Origin of the sequence: Asanoa sp. NPDC049573, assembly GCF_040676615.1 — a bacterium.
GTDB lineage: Bacteria > Actinomycetota > Actinomycetes > Mycobacteriales > Micromonosporaceae > Asanoa.
The window spans coordinates 739,889-753,706 of record NZ_JBFAPI010000001.1 but is presented as its reverse complement, the minus strand read 5'-3'; the positions used below and the strand labels follow the sequence as shown (position 1 = coordinate 753,706).

General features: G+C 70.2%; 13 protein-coding genes. 10 read left to right on the top strand and 3 right to left on the bottom strand.

Going from position 1 to position 13,818, the window contains the following annotated elements; translation table 11 throughout:
- Window positions 1-4: 4 nt before the first annotated feature.
- On the bottom strand, window positions 5-688 hold the full coding sequence (locus AB0J74_RS03455) for a response regulator transcription factor (RefSeq protein WP_363443898.1): 684 nt from the start codon (window positions 686-688) through the stop codon (window positions 5-7).
- Window positions 689-833: 145 nt separating this feature from the next.
- Between AB0J74_RS03455 and AB0J74_RS03450 the strand changes: the two genes are divergently transcribed.
- From AB0J74_RS03450 to sigJ, 4 genes are read left to right on the top strand one after another with little or no spacing between them, the layout of a single operon-like run.
- Window positions 834-1,859 carry a tripartite tricarboxylate transporter substrate-binding protein gene (locus AB0J74_RS03450; protein WP_363443895.1) on the top strand — a complete coding sequence of 342 codons (1,026 nt, stop codon included), beginning with the start codon at window positions 834-836 and terminating at the stop codon, window positions 1,857-1,859.
- 1 nt (window position 1,860) lies between these two features.
- The gene (locus AB0J74_RS03445; protein ID WP_363443892.1) at window positions 1,861-2,322 is read left to right on the top strand and encodes a tripartite tricarboxylate transporter TctB family protein; all 462 of its coding nucleotides are present in this window, start codon (window positions 1,861-1,863) and stop codon (window positions 2,320-2,322) included.
- A 20-nt stretch (window positions 2,323-2,342) separates the two neighbouring features.
- Complete coding sequence (locus tag AB0J74_RS03440; RefSeq protein WP_363443889.1) at window positions 2,343-3,848, top strand: tripartite tricarboxylate transporter permease; 1,506 nt, start codon at window positions 2,343-2,345, stop codon at window positions 3,846-3,848.
- Window positions 3,849-3,896: 48 nt separating this feature from the next.
- Complete coding sequence (gene sigJ / locus AB0J74_RS03435) at window positions 3,897-4,760, top strand: RNA polymerase sigma factor SigJ (protein ID WP_363443885.1); 864 nt, start codon at window positions 3,897-3,899, stop codon at window positions 4,758-4,760.
- Window positions 4,761-4,824: 64 nt separating this feature from the next.
- Here sigJ and AB0J74_RS03430 read toward each other — a convergent pair whose 3' ends face one another.
- On the bottom strand, window positions 4,825-5,727 hold the full coding sequence (locus tag AB0J74_RS03430) for an alpha/beta hydrolase (protein ID WP_363443882.1): 903 nt from the start codon (window positions 5,725-5,727) through the stop codon (window positions 4,825-4,827).
- Between the two features lie 76 nt (window positions 5,728-5,803).
- Here AB0J74_RS03430 and AB0J74_RS03425 point away from each other — a divergent pair, with 76 nt between their 5' ends.
- A complete protein-coding gene (locus AB0J74_RS03425; RefSeq protein ID WP_363443879.1) occupies window positions 5,804-6,400 on the top strand; it encodes a PadR family transcriptional regulator in 597 nt (198 codons plus the stop codon).
- A gap of 46 nt (window positions 6,401-6,446) precedes the next feature.
- Here AB0J74_RS03425 and AB0J74_RS03420 read toward each other — a convergent pair whose 3' ends face one another.
- Window positions 6,447-6,644, bottom strand: a complete 198-nt coding sequence (locus AB0J74_RS03420; protein ID WP_363443876.1) for a hypothetical protein — start codon at window positions 6,642-6,644, stop codon at window positions 6,447-6,449.
- A gap of 242 nt (window positions 6,645-6,886) precedes the next feature.
- On the opposite strand from AB0J74_RS03420, the gene AB0J74_RS03415 reads away from it, so the two are divergent.
- The 5 genes from AB0J74_RS03415 to AB0J74_RS03395 are packed head-to-tail and all read left to right on the top strand — an operon-like array spanning window position 6,887 to window position 13,793.
- Entirely contained in the window at window positions 6,887-8,992 is a 2,106-nt protein-coding gene (locus AB0J74_RS03415) for a galactose oxidase early set domain-containing protein (RefSeq protein ID WP_363443873.1), read from the top strand.
- Window positions 8,989-9,534, top strand: coding sequence for a hypothetical protein (locus AB0J74_RS03410; RefSeq protein ID WP_363443871.1), 546 nt, complete (start codon window positions 8,989-8,991; stop codon window positions 9,532-9,534). The genes AB0J74_RS03415 and AB0J74_RS03410 overlap by 4 nt, the downstream gene beginning before the upstream one ends.
- Window positions 9,527-11,107: a glycosyltransferase family 39 protein gene (locus tag AB0J74_RS03405; RefSeq protein WP_363443868.1), complete on the top strand. Its 1,581-nt coding sequence runs from the start codon at window positions 9,527-9,529 to the stop codon at window positions 11,105-11,107. The genes AB0J74_RS03410 and AB0J74_RS03405 overlap by 8 nt, the downstream gene beginning before the upstream one ends.
- Window positions 11,104-12,648 carry a glycosyltransferase family 2 protein gene (locus AB0J74_RS03400; RefSeq protein ID WP_363443865.1) on the top strand — a complete coding sequence of 515 codons (1,545 nt, stop codon included), beginning with the start codon at window positions 11,104-11,106 and terminating at the stop codon, window positions 12,646-12,648. The genes AB0J74_RS03405 and AB0J74_RS03400 overlap by 4 nt, the downstream gene beginning before the upstream one ends.
- A complete protein-coding gene (locus AB0J74_RS03395; protein WP_363443862.1) occupies window positions 12,645-13,793 on the top strand; it encodes a hypothetical protein in 1,149 nt (382 codons plus the stop codon). Before AB0J74_RS03400 ends, AB0J74_RS03395 begins: the two co-directional genes overlap by 4 nt.
- Window positions 13,794-13,818 lie beyond the last annotated feature (25 nt).

Genomic DNA, 13,818 nt, shown 5'->3' with positions numbered 1-13,818 from the left:
GGGGTCAGCCGATCAGCTCCGGCTGGTCGGCCAGGAGCCGATAGCCGACCCCGTGGACGGTGCGGATGAACACGTCGGGCCCGAGCTTGTGGCGCAGGGCCGCGATGTGGGTGTCGAGGGTGCGGCTCGACGACTCCCAGGTCGCACCCCAGATCTGGTCGAGGATGACGTCGCGGTTGACCACGTCGGGCGACCGCCGGGCCAGCAGCGACAGCAGTTCGAACTCCTTGCGGGTCAGCGACACGGGCGTGCCCTCGACGCTCACCTCGCGGGTGCCGATCCCGATCCGCAGCGGGCCGACGACCAGCGGCCCGCCGGCGTGCCGCTGGGCCCGGGCGGCCCGGGTGCGGCGCAGCACGGCGTCGATCCGGGCCAGCAGTTCGGGCACGCCGAACGGCTTGACGATGTAGTCGTCGGCGCCGGCCCGCAGGCCGCGGACCCGCTCGTGTTCCTCGGACCGCGCGGTCACCGCGATGACGGCGGTCTCCGGCCGGTCGCGCAGCTTGCGGATGACGTCGAGGCCGTCGCCGTCGGGCAGGCCCAGGTCGACCAGGACCACATCGGACGGAGCGGCCCGCACGGCCTCCGCGGCGGTGGCGATGCGGTGCACCTCGAAACCGGCCTGGGCCAGGACGGTCACCAGACCGCGCGCGACGCGGTCATCGTCTTCGATGACGGTGATCCGCATACCGCGGGATTGTACGGTCCGGATCCACGCATGCGTGAGCCTCGACTTCTTGGGATTCCTCTGACACCATTCCCGCGCCCACCGGCCGAGACTGGTGCCGCGTATAAATCGACGTTGATCCACGTGCTGACGAGGAGACCTCGACATGGGAACGTTCAGCGGGCATCGGTCGGCCGTGCGGGCGATCGCCGTGATCGGCGCCATTTCGCTCGTCGCCGCCTGTTCCGAGACCGGCGGAGGCAGGGCGGGAACAGGCGCGGCCCGCGGCTACCCGAACCAGAACATCACCATCATCGTGCCGTTCAGCGCGGGCGGCCCGACCGACACCGTCACCCGCATGATCTCGGAGCCGATGGCCAAGAAGCTCGGCGTCCGGATCGTCGTGCAGAACGTCGAGGGTGCCGGCGGCACCGTCGGCGCGGGCGACGTCGCCCGGGCCAAACCCGACGGCTACACCGTGCTGATGCACCACATCGGCATGTCGACGGCGCCGGCCCTCTATAAGGACCTGGGCTACAAGCCGCTCGAAGACTTCGAGACGATCGGCCTGGTCACCGAGGTGCCGATGACGATCGTCGCGCGCAAGGACTTCCCGCCGGCCAGCCTCACCGAGCTCGAGGGCTACGTGAAGGCCAACGCCGACAAGGTCACCCTGGCCAACGCCGGCATCGGCGCCGCGTCCCACCTGTGCGGCCTGCTGTTCCAGTCGGCCGCCGGCGTCAAGCTCCAGGAGGTCCCCTACCAGGGCACCGGGCCGGCGCTGACCGACCTGGTCGGCGGCCAGGTCGACTTCATGTGCGACCAGACCACCAACACCACGGGCCAGATCAAGGCCGGCAAGGTCAAGGTGTACGCCGTGACCACGCCGCAGCGGGTCAAGAGCCTGCCCGACGTGCCGACGACGGCCGAGGCCGGGCTGCCCGCGCTCCAGGTCAGCGTCTGGCACGGCCTCTACGCGCCGAAGGGCACGCCGCCGGAGGTGGTCCAGAAGCTGTCCGAGGCGCTGAAGGTGGCGCTGGCCGACCAGACCGTCATCGACGAGATGGCCAAGCTCGGCACGGCGCCCGTGCCCGCGACCGACGCGACGCCCGAGGCGCACACGGCCAAGCTCGACGAGCAACTGAAAACCTGGGCGAAGATCATCGCCGACGCCGGGGTTACGGCCTCCTGACGTGGAACGCCGCCGGTCCCTCCCGGACATTCTCGCCGGGGGAATCTTCGTCCTGATCGGTGGCGCGTTCGCCGTGGGGTCGCTCAGTTACGGGCTGGGCACCCCACTGCGGATGGGCCCCGGCTTCTTCCCGCTCGCGGTTGGCCTGATCGTCGCCGCCCTCGGCCTCGGGATCGTCGTGAAGGGCCTCATCGCCGGCGAGGTGATCGCGTTCGGCGTGGTCCCCTGGCGGGCGGTCGCGGCCATCGCGCTGGCGCTCGTGTTCTTCGGCTTCACCGTGCGTGGGCTCGGCTTCATCCCGACCTGCGTGGTCACCGCCTTCCTCACCACGCTGGCCAGCGCCAAGGTGCGGCTGCTGGCGGCCGCGGCCGTCGCCGTCGGGCTGACCCTGGCCAGCACGCTCATCTTCGTCGTCGGCCTCCAGTTGCGGATCCCCCTATGGGGCCCGTGGCTGCCGTTCTGACGCGCCACCCGGATTGAGGCATGGACCTTCTCGACAACCTCGCCCTGGGCTTCTCGACCGCCTTCCTGGTCCAGAACGTCCTCTACTGCTTCGTCGGCGTGCTGCTCGGCACGGCCGTGGGTGTGCTGCCCGGCATCGGGCCGACGGCCACGGTGGCGATGCTGCTGCCCATCACCTTCAGCTTCGAGCCGGTGACCGCGCTGATCATGCTGGCCGGCATCTACTACGGCGCGCAGTACGGCGGCTCCACCACCGCCATCCTGATCAACCTGCCCGGTGAGTCGTCCGCCGCGGTGACCGCGCTCGACGGTCACGAGATGGCCAAGCAGGGCCGCGCCGGGCCGGCCCTGGCCGTCGCGGCCGTCGGATCCTTCTTCGCGGGCACGGTCGCCACCGTCGCGCTGGCCGTCGCCGCACCGCCGCTGGCCGACGTCGCGCTCAGGTTCGGCCCGGCCGACTACTTCTCGCTGGTGCTGCTCGGCCTGATCGTGTCGATCGCGCTGGCCCGCGGCTCGGCGCTCAAGGCGCTCGCGATGATCGCGCTCGGCGTGCTGCTCGGCACGGTCGGCCAGGACATCTACACCGGCACGCCGCGGTTCGTGTTCGAGCAGCGCGAACTCTACGGCGGCATCGACTTCGTCTCCGTCGCCGTCGGCCTGTTCGGCGTCGCGGAGATCCTGCGCAACCTGGAGAGCGAGCAGAGCCGCACCGCCATCGTCAGCAAGGTGCGCAACCTCTGGCCCGACAAGGAGGACCGGCGCCGCAGCGCCGGCCCGATCCTGCGCGGCACGGGCCTGGGCGCCGCGCTCGGCATCCTGCCCGGCGGTGGGCACGTGCTGGCGTCGTTCACCTCGTACGCCGTCGAAAAGCGCATCTCCCGGCGCAGGAAGGAGTTCGGGCACGGCGCGATCGAGGGTGTCGCCGGCCCGGAGTCGGCGAACAACGCGGCCGCGCAGACCTCGTTCATCCCGCTGCTGACCCTGGGCCTGCCCGCCCACCCGGTGATGGCGCTGATGGTCGGCGCGTTCATCGTGCACGGCATCACGCCCGGGCCCAACGTCATCAACGACGAGCCGGCGCTGTTCTGGGGTCTGATCGCGTCGATGTGGATCGGCAACGCGATGCTGCTGGTGCTCAACCTGCCGCTGATCGGGCTGTGGGTGCGGATGCTGCGGATCCCCTACAACGTGCTGTTCCCGATGATCATCCTGTTCGCCGCGATCGGCACGTACTCGCTGGCGTTCAACGCGTACGACGTCTACGCGATCGCCTTCTTCGGGATCCTCGGCTACATCCTGATCAAGTGCGGGTGCGAGCCGGCGCCGCTGCTGCTCGGCTTCGTCCTCGGCCCGCTGCTCGAGGAGAACCTGCGCCGGGCGCTGATCATCTCGCGCGGCGACCCGTCGGTGTTCCTGACCCGCCCGATCTCCGCGGTGCTGCTGACCCTCGCCGTCGCGGCGCTCGCGGTCGCCATCCTGCCGACGATCCGCAGGCGCCGCGAGGAGGTGTTCGCGGAAGACGAGTAGGTGACCTGGGACATAGCACCGGGTGGCCTCGCTGGTGAGGATTGGCCGGTGGGGGACGCGATGACCGACCAGCGGAGCCAGCTCATCAACCTGGCCTACCGGCTGCTCGGCTCGCTGTCCGACGCCGAAGACGTGGTGCAGGAGACCTACGCCCGCTGGTATGCGCTGTCGCGCCCGCGGCAGGAGGCGATCGAGAACCCCGCCGCCTGGCTGACGACGGTGGCCAGCCGGGTCTGCCTCGACCTGCTCGGCTCGGCGCGGGCCCGCCGGGAACGCTATGTCGGCGAGTGGATCCCGGAGCCGCTGCCGGAGTGGGGCGCCTCGGTCGACCCGGCCGACCGGGTCACCCTCGACGAGTCCGTCCACATGGCGTTCCTGGTCGTGCTCGAGTCGATGACACCGGCCGAGCGCGTCGCCTTCGTGCTGCACGACGTGTTCCGCTATCCGTTCGGGGAAGTGGCTGGGATCCTCGGCCGCAGCCCGGCCGCCTGCCGGCAGTTGGCCACCTCGGCCCGCCGCCGGGTCGACGCGGCGCGCGGCCCGGCTGCGCCGACCGCCCGGCAGGCCGGGATCGTCCGCGCGTTCAGGCGGGCCTGGGAGGCCAAGGACATCGAGGCCCTGGTCGGCCTGCTCGACCCAGACGCGACCGTCGTCGCGGACGGCGGCGGCCTCGTCAACACCGTGCTCCGCCCGATCCACGGCCGCGACCAGGTGATCCGCTATGCCGCCCAGATCGCCGCCCTGGTGCCCGGCATGGCGTTGCTGGAACGCACCGTCAACGGCCAGCCGGGCCTGGTCGCCCGGGTAGACGGGGCCACCGCGGCCGTGGTCGCCTTCGACATCGCCGGCGACCACATCCGCCACCTGTGGGCGATCCGCAACCCGGAGAAGCTGCGCGCCTGGAGGCAGTAGGCCCTGTCGATCATCGTGAGCCGAGACGGCCCGTCGCAGGCCGCGACGATCGACAGGACACGGCCTAACCCGCGAAGAAGGAGCGGATCTCCTGGGCGACGCGGGCGACGATCTCCGGCTTGCCGCTCTGGTTGGTGTTGCTCGGGTCGCTGGACGCGCCGTGGTCGAAACCTGGGAACTCGACGCGGCGGCTGTGCGGGAGGGTCGCGGCCAGGGCGTCGCGGGCCGGTGCGAGCCAGCCCAGGCCCTTGGAGCCGCCCATCAGCAGCACGTCGGCCTTGACGTCGCGGAACGAGTCGATCGCGCCCGACAGCTCGGCCAGGAGCACGCCGTCGTAGTAGATGGTCGGTGCCAGCTTGCGCATCGTGATGTCGTCAGGGGCCGCCTTCCTGTCCTCGGCGTTCATCAGCTTGGTGGTGAGCGCGGCCAGCAGCCCGCGCGGCATGATCCTGAAGACCGGCGGCGCCAGTTCCAGGCCGTACATGCTGGTGATCATCGCGGCGGCCACGTCGCCGCGGGCCATCTCCTGCTCGAAGCGGCTCAGCCAGGCGGTGTGCCGGGTGCCGCCGTCGGTGATCAGCGCCGGCTCGTAGAGCGCGGCCTTGCGGATCGCCGGCAGCCGGCGGGCCGCCTCGATGGCGATCACGCCGCCCGCGCTGACGCCGAACACCCGCTCCGCGCCGGACGCGTCGAGCAGGGCCGCCAGGTCGTCGATCTCGGTGTCGATGCCGTGGTCGGGGCGGTGCGGACCGGACAGCCCGCGACCGCGGCGGTCCGGCAGGTAGACGGTGAAGTCGGCGGCCAGCTCCTGGGCCAGCAGCGTGTGGCTCCGGGCGGATTCCATGCTGCCGTGCAGCAGGATGACGGCCGGGCCGTGGCCGACCTTGAGGTAGCCGATGCGGGTGCCGTCACGTGATTCGACCGAGCCGGTGGTCATCGTCAGCGGCGCGTTAGCGGTGTTCGTCATGGGAAGATAGTTGCACGGATTCTAGTTGCACTGCAACTAGTCTTGATGAAACTGATTTCACTGCTACCGTGGAGCGGTGACATCGACCTTCCGCCGCTCGCCGTTGGCGCTCGCGATCCTCAGCCTGCTGGAAAACGGACCCATGCATCCCTATGGGATCCAGCGGCTCGTCAAGCAATGGGGCAAGGACAAGGTCGTCAACGTCGGCCAGCGCGCCAGCCTCTACCGGATGATCGAGCGACTCGACGAGGCCGGGCTGATCACCGCGAGCGGCACCGACCGCGACGAGCGCTACCCCGAGCGCACCACCTACGAGATCACCGACGCGGGGCGGGCGGCCACGCGGCAATGGCTTGCCGAGATCGTCTCCACCCCGCGCAACGAGTTCCCGGAGTTCCCGGCCGCGCTCTCGTTCCTGCTGATGCTCACCCCGCAGACCACGATGAACCTGCTGGAGGAGCGACGCGAGCGGCTGGCCACGCAGCTCGCCGAGCACGAGGCCGAGCTGGGCGGCTACCCGCTGCCCCGGATCGTCATGATCGAGGCCGAATACGGCCACGCCATGACCCAGGCCGAGCTGACCTGGGTCGAAGGCGTTCTGTCGGCCCTGCGCGACGGCTCGTTCACCTGGGACCACGAGGAACTCGCCCGGCTCGCGGCGGCTCAGGGGTAGAAGGACACCCCGGGGTCGGTGGCGACGGCCAGCACCTGGTCGACCGTCAACATCCGGCCCGGGCGGACAGTGCGTCCACTGTGTATGGTGGCGGCGGCTCGGACCGGATGGTGGCCCCGAAGAGAGTGGTTGCCACGAGGTCGTCGGCTAGATGCCAGTCGCGGCACATGCGCCGCCAGCCGGGCATGCGCGCGCTCACGTGGTCGTGGAACGCCGCCTCGTCGGCGACCGCCATCCGGTTCATCTGCACCTCATGCTGAAGGGACGGAGAGAGTGCGCGCCGAGGTTGCCGCGGATCGCGGACCACGGCCAGCCCGCGCAATCCCGGCGAATACCGACCAATCGCCCTGCAACGCAACGGTTCGGAGGCAACGACGTACCCGCTGTGTGCATCGGAATGCGACAGACAAACCCATGTTGGCCAGGACGGCGATGACCGGTAACCTGCGGAACGGCCCAGGTAGACGAGGATCGACAGGAGACGCAGTGCCTCCCGCTAGAGCCGTTCCGCTGTTCAGCCCGGAGCTCCGCCGTGGACTCGGCCGGCTGCTCGCCCTCACTCTCCTGCTGACCGTCGGCCTGGTCGCCAGACCGGCGCAGGCCGCCGTGACCAATCTCGTGTCCAACCCTGGCGTGGAGCAGGTCGGCACCGACGGCTTCCCCACCTGCTGGGAGAAGTCCGGTCAGGGCGACAACGCCTTCACGATCGGCACCACGGCCGACGCGCACAGTGGCGGCAAGGCCCTGAAGATCGCCATCACCGCCCTCAATTCGGGTGACCGCAAGGCGATGATGCTGGAGAACGGGCAGTGCGCGCCCCGTGTCAGCGTGGGCAGCCAATACGACCTTTCGGTCTATTACAAGTCGACCACCGCGGCCAACGCGATGACGCTGTTCCGTCACGACACGCAGGCCGGCTGGCAGTACTGGCTCGACCCGGCGACGCTTCCGGCCACCACCGCCTGGGCCCACAAAACGGTGCGCACTCCCCCGATTCCGGCCAACACCGACCAGATCACCTGGGGTGTGAGCATCTACGGCGTCGGCACGCTGATCACCGACGACTACGCGATGTACGGCGCGGTCACCGCGCCGGCCACCCCCAAGGGCTGCACCGACGCCACCGGGTGCACCAAGGGCAAATGGGCGGTCATGCCCTACCAGGCGACCGTGCGCGGCATCCACTCGGTGGTGCTCAACAACGGCAAGGTGCTGCTCGTGGCCGGCTCCGGCAACGACCCCAACGCGTTCGCCGCGGGCACGTTCAAGACCGCCGTCTACGACCCGGCCAACGGCACCTTCACCAACGTCGCCACGCCGGTCGACCTGTTCTGCTCCGGGCACGTGCAGTTGAGCGACGGCAAGGTGCTGGTGATGGGCGGCAACAAGGACTATCCGAGCGCCGACGGCACCGTGGGCTACAAGGGGTTGAAGAACTCCTACATCTTCGACCCGGCCACCAACAAATACACCCGGGTCAACGACATGCTGGCCGGCCACTGGTACCCGTCGGCCACGATGCTCGGCAACGGCGACATCATCTCGCTCGGCGGCCTCGGCGAAGACTCCACCGGCACCACGACCACCGACTACTTCAGCGCGGCCCAGAAGAAGTGGCTGCCGATGGACCAGACGAAGCAGACCTGGGCATGGTGGGGTCTCTACCCGTCGATGGTGCTGATGCAGGACGGCCGGCTGTTCTACACCGGCAGCCACACGTTCGGCAACGGCCTGCCCGGCACCGGCGCGTCCATCTACAACTACGGCGCCGGCACCATCACCGACGTCCCGGGCCTGCAGAACAAGGACGAGCGCGACCAGTCGATGAGCGTGCTGCTCCCGCCCGCCCAGCAGCAGCGCGTCCTCACCGTGGGCGGCGGCAACGGCGACACGGGCGCCACCGCCGGCCGGTCGACCGACATCATCGACCTGAAGGCGGCCAGCCCGCGCTACCAGCCCGGTCCGCTGCTGCCGCAGGGCACGCTGACCGGCGGCGCGCCGCAGACCGGTGACCAGGGCAAGATGTACGTCTCGCTGGTGGCGCTGCCCGACGGCACCGTCTTCGAGACCGGCGGCGGCATGCACAACCGGGCCGACCCCGTCTTCGAGGCGTCGATCTTCGACCCGACCACCAACACCTTCAAGTCCGGCATGGCCACCGACCCGGTGCCGCGCACCTACCACTCGTCGGCGTTCCTGCTGCCCGACGGGCGGGTGATGGCGGTCGGCGACAACCCGGGCAACGCCACGTTCGACACCCGGATCTCCATCTACTCGCCGCCCTACCTGTTCAAGGGCGCCCGGCCGCAGATCAAGACCGTGGCCAACACCAACTGGGCGTACGGCAGCACGCAGCGGATCACCACCGACTCGGCGATCACCCGGGCCTCGCTGATCCGGCCGGCGGCCGTGACCCACTCGTCCGACCCCAACCAGCGGTTCGTCGAGTTGCCGCTGTCGATCAAGGGCACCAACACCATCGACCTGAACGTGACGAGCAACCCCAACATGGCTCCGCCCGGGTGGTACATGCTCTTCGTCCACAACGCCAGCGGTGTGCCGTCGGTCGCCAAGTGGGTCAAGCTCGGATGAGTCGTTGGTACCAGGCCCTCGCCGGGTGGGTGCGGGGTCGCAGCCGCCGTGATCGCATCGGCATCGCGGCGGTGCTGGTGGTGCTCGTCGTCGGCGTCGCCGCCCTGCTCGTGGCCGGCGGTGGCGACGGAGGTGGCCTCTGGCGGGACGGCAGCACCGCCGCCGCGCCGGCCGACGACACCGCCGCCGACACCGGGGGCGGCCCCGCGCCGGACCCGGGCGGCGACCAGCCGCAGCCGGCCGGCGCCGCCAGCGCGCCGCCGCCCTACATCCACGAGTTCGCCGACCAGCCCAACGCGAAGCCGCGGGCGGTCGGGCCGTCGCCGACCGCCGGTGTGACCATCCCCGAGGGCACCGACGGCTGTGACCACGCCTACGGCGACCGCGATGTCTGTGTGCCATGGCAGTTTCCGTCCGGCGTGACCGACAAATGTGCCTGGCTCCGCGACCGCGGGTTCAAGCAGCTCAAGATCACGGGCGGGCGCGACCGGCACGGCCTGGATCGCGACGGCGACGGCATCGCGTGTGGGCCGAATGACTAGCCCGGCCCGCTCCCAGCTCCCGGTGACCACGCCCAACGGCGAGGTGCACATTCCGCTGCCCCGGCGGGTCGGCATGGTCAACACGTTCGACCCGCCGACCGACGCGACCATGTTGCTGCCCAAGTCGCCGAGCCAGGAGGAAGAGGAGCGCCGCCGGCGCCGGGCGGCCTGGCAGTCGCGGATCGCCTGGATCGCCCCGGCCCTCGCGACCCTGTCGCTGTGCCTGATCAGCCTGACCCGCGCCGGGTTGTGGGCCGACGAGTTGGCCACCTGGGGCAACACCACCGTCTCCTGGTCGGAGTTGTGGCTCCAGCTCAAGGGCACCGACGCGACGATCGGCCCCTACTACGTGCTGATCCGCCTCTGGACGACCGTCTTCGGCGACTCCGACCTGTCGCTGCGGCTGCCCTCGACGCTGGCGATGGCCGGCGCCGCGGCGGTCGTCGGCCTGATCGGCAACCGGCTGGGCTCGCACAAGATCGGCCTGCTCGCCGGGCTCACCTTCGCGATCCTGCCGATCACCACGCGGTTCGGGCAGGAGGCCCGGCCCTACGCGCTGGCCACCTTCTTCGCGGCGGTGGCGACGCTGCTGCTGATCCGGATGCTCGGCGGCTTCACGCTCGGCATCGCGCTCGCGTACGCCGCCGCGGTTGCCGCCGTCGGTCTGATGCACCTGGTCGCGTTGCTGATGCTCGCCGCGCACGGCCTGGCGGTGCTGATCACCCACCGCAAGCTGCTGTGGCGCTGGACGCCCAGCGCGTTCGCCGGGCTGTTACCGCTGATTCCCATCGTGCTGATCGGCCGGCGGCAACAGGGCACCCAGATCGGCTGGATCCCCTTCACCGACCTGCACGGCATCGAGGCCTACGGCCTGGAGTTCTTCGGCGGTGCGCTGATCGGTGGCGCGATCATGGGTCTTGGCATGGCGGCGATCTCCCGCGAGCGCGGCGCGGTGGTGGCGATCTGCCTCGGCCTGCTGCCGGTGGCGCTGCTGATGGCGCTCGGTTCGGTCACCCACATCTGGCAGCAGCGCTACGTGCTCTACACGATCGTCGGCTGGGCCGTGCTGGTCGGCATCCTGCTCGCCAAGCGCGGGCTGGTCACGGCGATCGCGACGATGGCCGCGCTGGCCGTGCTCGCCCTGCCGGGTCAGGTCGAGGTGCGCAAGCCCGCGTTCCGCTACCAGGACACCAAGGCCGTCGTCGCGCTGATCGAACACGACTACGAGCAGGGCGACGGGATCGTCTACGGGCTCACCGACCGCGGCCCGGGTGTGCTCAACCGCGACGTCATCGCGCACTACCTGCCGCCCGGGAAGCGCCCCACCGACCTGCTGGTCGACCGCCCGATGCGTACCGACGGCTGGATGGTCTCCAGCGAGCACCAGGACGTGGCCGCCCGCCTCGGCGACACGAAGCGGATCTGGGTGCTGCGGCTGGGCGACTACCAGGAGCCGCTCGACGAGCTCGACGGAACCAAGAAGGCCGTCCTGCAGGAACGTTATGATGTCGCCGGCAGCTGGTGGACGACGGGCTACACCGTCGCGCTGCTGACCCGGAAGGACCCCTCGTGACCACGCACGTCGCCGCCACCCGCAGCGACGACCCGGGTGAGCGCACCCAGATCATCCCGCGCCAGCAGCAGCACCCCCACCACGGCGAGACACAGGTCATGCCGGCCGTCCGGATGCCGATCACGACCCGGGCGACCACGATGGCGCAGCGGCACGCCGGGTGGCTGCCGCGGATGTGGCCGCTCGCCGTCTGGTTCGTCGCCGTGCTGACGATCACCCTGCTGCTCAGCGTCCACTCGACCGGCCCGCTCGGCGCCGTGGTGACGATCCTCTGGACCTACCCGGTGATCGGCACGATCGTCGGGCTGGTCGGCGCCCTGGTCACCCGGCGGCGGCTGCGCCGCGACCGGCTCACCGCCGCGGACGGCACGGTCATCCGCTCGCGCGACCGGCTCGTGGTGGTGGTGCCGACGATCGGCCGGAACGACACCTACCCGGCCCTCGACCGGGTCGTCCACTCCTACATCACCTACCTGCCCGAGTGCTTCCCGAAGCTGCGCGTCGACGTGGTCATCGAAGAGGGCTGCGAGGCCGCTGAGAAGATCCACAAGCTGGGCGAGATCAGCCGCTACATCCGGGTCGTCACCGTGCCGCGCAGCTACCACACGGTCAACCGCACCAAGTTCAAGTCGCGCGCCAACAACTACGCCCACGAGTTGCGGATCGCCCAGCACGAAGACCGCGACGACGTCTGGGTGCTCCACATGGACGACGACACCGGCGTCGGCCTCGACACCGCGATCGCCATCGCCCGCCTCATCGAGCAGCAGCGCGGCCTCGGCGACAAGGCCTGCCACCTCGCGCAGGGCATCCTGACCTACCCCCGCGAGCACGCCCGCAGCAAGCTGACCTGGCTGGCCGACGCGAGCCGGCCGATCGCCGACGTCACGGTCTACTCGGCGTTCACCGGCAGTGGCCACCCGCTCGGCGGCGTGCACGGCGAGTTGCTGCTCGTGCGGGCCTCGGTGGAGGCCGAGATCGGCTGGGACTTCGGTCCCGAGGCGATCGTCGAAGACGCCCAGTTCGCGCTCGTCTTCAGCCGCCGCTACCCCGGCCGCAGCGCCTGGTTCGCCGGCCGCTGTTACGGCGCCTCACCGGCGACCGTGCGCGACTTCTTCCGCCAACGCGAGCGATGGGCCTGGGGCCTGATCGGGCTGGCGCTCGACGAGCGGATCCCGCTGCGCGACCGCCTCTACATCGGCTACTCGACGTTCACCTGGGTGATCAGCCCGCTGCAGCACATCGGCACGATCCTGCTGATCGGCTGGGTGCTCGGCTCGTTCGACACGGTGCCGATCACGCTGCTGGTGCTGCCGATCTGGGCGCTCAACATGGCCTACGCCATCTGGCTCTACTCCGAGGGGCTACGGATCAACGTGAGCGTCTCCCGGCGCGCCAAATACCGGTGGTGGGAAGGGATCGCGGTCATCCTGCTGGTGCCGATCTTCTCGCTGATGGAAGGGATCGGCGCCGTCCGCGGCCTGATCCGCTACCTGCGCGGCGGCCAGCAGCAGTTCGTCGTCATCGCGAAGCCGATATGAGGGCCTTCGTGCGCGGGTGGGCCGCGGCCGGCTGCGCCGCGGTGCTGCTGGCGGCCGGCTGCTCGTCCGGCGGCGGCGACCCGATGACCCGGCTGTCGCAGGCGCCCCCGGGGGGCTCGACCGCTTCGGGCGCTCCCGACGCGCCGACGGTGGCCAAGGTGCGCGACCCGTGGCAGCCCGGGATGCGCCAGCACGGCATCGCGATCTACTGGGAGAACAACCCGAACGACACCGACCAGGTCGTACGCGCGAAGGCCCAGAAGATCCTCGACCACGTGGTGTCGCTCGGCGCCAACGCGGTCTCCATCTCGTTCTCGTTCGTGATGGACTCGGCCTACGCCAACGCGGTCCGGATGGACGACCCGATCACCCCGTCGCCGGCCCGGCTGGCGCTCGTGCTCGACGAGGCCAACAAGCGCGACCTGCGCACCAACATCCGGCCGATGCTCAACGAGCGCAACCTGACCAAGGACGACCCCGACATGTGGCGCGGCTCGATCCGCCCCGCCGACCGCACCAAGTGGTTCGCCTCCTACCGCGACATGCTGGTCAAATACGCCAAGGTCGCCGCAGCCGCCAAGGTCGCCACGTTCGTCGTCGGCACCGAACTGACCTCGCTGGAGAGCAACACCACGGGCTGGAAGACGGTCGCCACCGGCGTCAAGGCCGCCTTCTCGGGCGAGATCGACTACAGCGCCAACCACGACCGCCTCAAGAAGACCGGCCCGGCGACCGGCATCACGCTGTCGGTCGACGCCTACCCCCCGATCCGGGTCAGCGACACCGCCACGGTGACCAAGCTGGTCGACGGCTGGAACGATTGGCTCGACGACGGCCGCGGCGACGGCAAGCTCTCCGACCTGGTGCTGGCCGAGGTCGCGATCGGCGCCCGCCCCGGCGCCTACAAGGAGCCCTGGTCGCCGCACACCAACGGCTCGATCAAGCCGGAGATCCAGCAACGCTGGTTCGACGCCGCTTGCCGAGTGATGGAAGACCGCGACCTCGGCGGCATCTACTTCTGGATGATCAACCTGGACGCCGACCCGAAGGCCAAGCCGTCGAGCAAGTCGCCGATGGACTTCCTGGGCCGCCCGGGCGAGCAGAACATCAGCAAGTGCTTCACCAAGGACACCGCGGCCCGATGAGCGACCGGCCGCTGTAGGCCTGCCC

Excerpts from the sequence above, each read along its gene's own strand:
- AB0J74_RS03455 (WP_363443898.1), bottom strand. The coding sequence starts at position 688 with ATGCGGATCACCGTCATCGAAGACGATGACCGCGTCGCGCGCGGTCTG.
- AB0J74_RS03410 (WP_363443871.1), top strand. The coding sequence starts at position 8,989 with ATGAGTCGTTGGTACCAGGCCCTCGCCGGGTGGGTGCGGGGTCGCAGC.
- AB0J74_RS03440 (WP_363443889.1), top strand. The coding sequence starts at position 2,343 with ATGGACCTTCTCGACAACCTCGCCCTGGGCTTCTCGACCGCCTTCCTG.
- AB0J74_RS03405 (WP_363443868.1), top strand. The coding sequence starts at position 9,527 with ATGACTAGCCCGGCCCGCTCCCAGCTCCCGGTGACCACGCCCAACGGC.
- AB0J74_RS03450 (WP_363443895.1), top strand. The coding sequence starts at position 834 with ATGGGAACGTTCAGCGGGCATCGGTCGGCCGTGCGGGCGATCGCCGTG.
- AB0J74_RS03430 (WP_363443882.1), bottom strand. The coding sequence starts at position 5,727 with ATGACGAACACCGCTAACGCGCCGCTGACGATGACCACCGGCTCGGTC.
- AB0J74_RS03420 (WP_363443876.1), bottom strand. The coding sequence starts at position 6,644 with ATGAACCGGATGGCGGTCGCCGACGAGGCGGCGTTCCACGACCACGTG.
- AB0J74_RS03395 (WP_363443862.1), top strand. The coding sequence starts at position 12,645 with ATGAGGGCCTTCGTGCGCGGGTGGGCCGCGGCCGGCTGCGCCGCGGTG.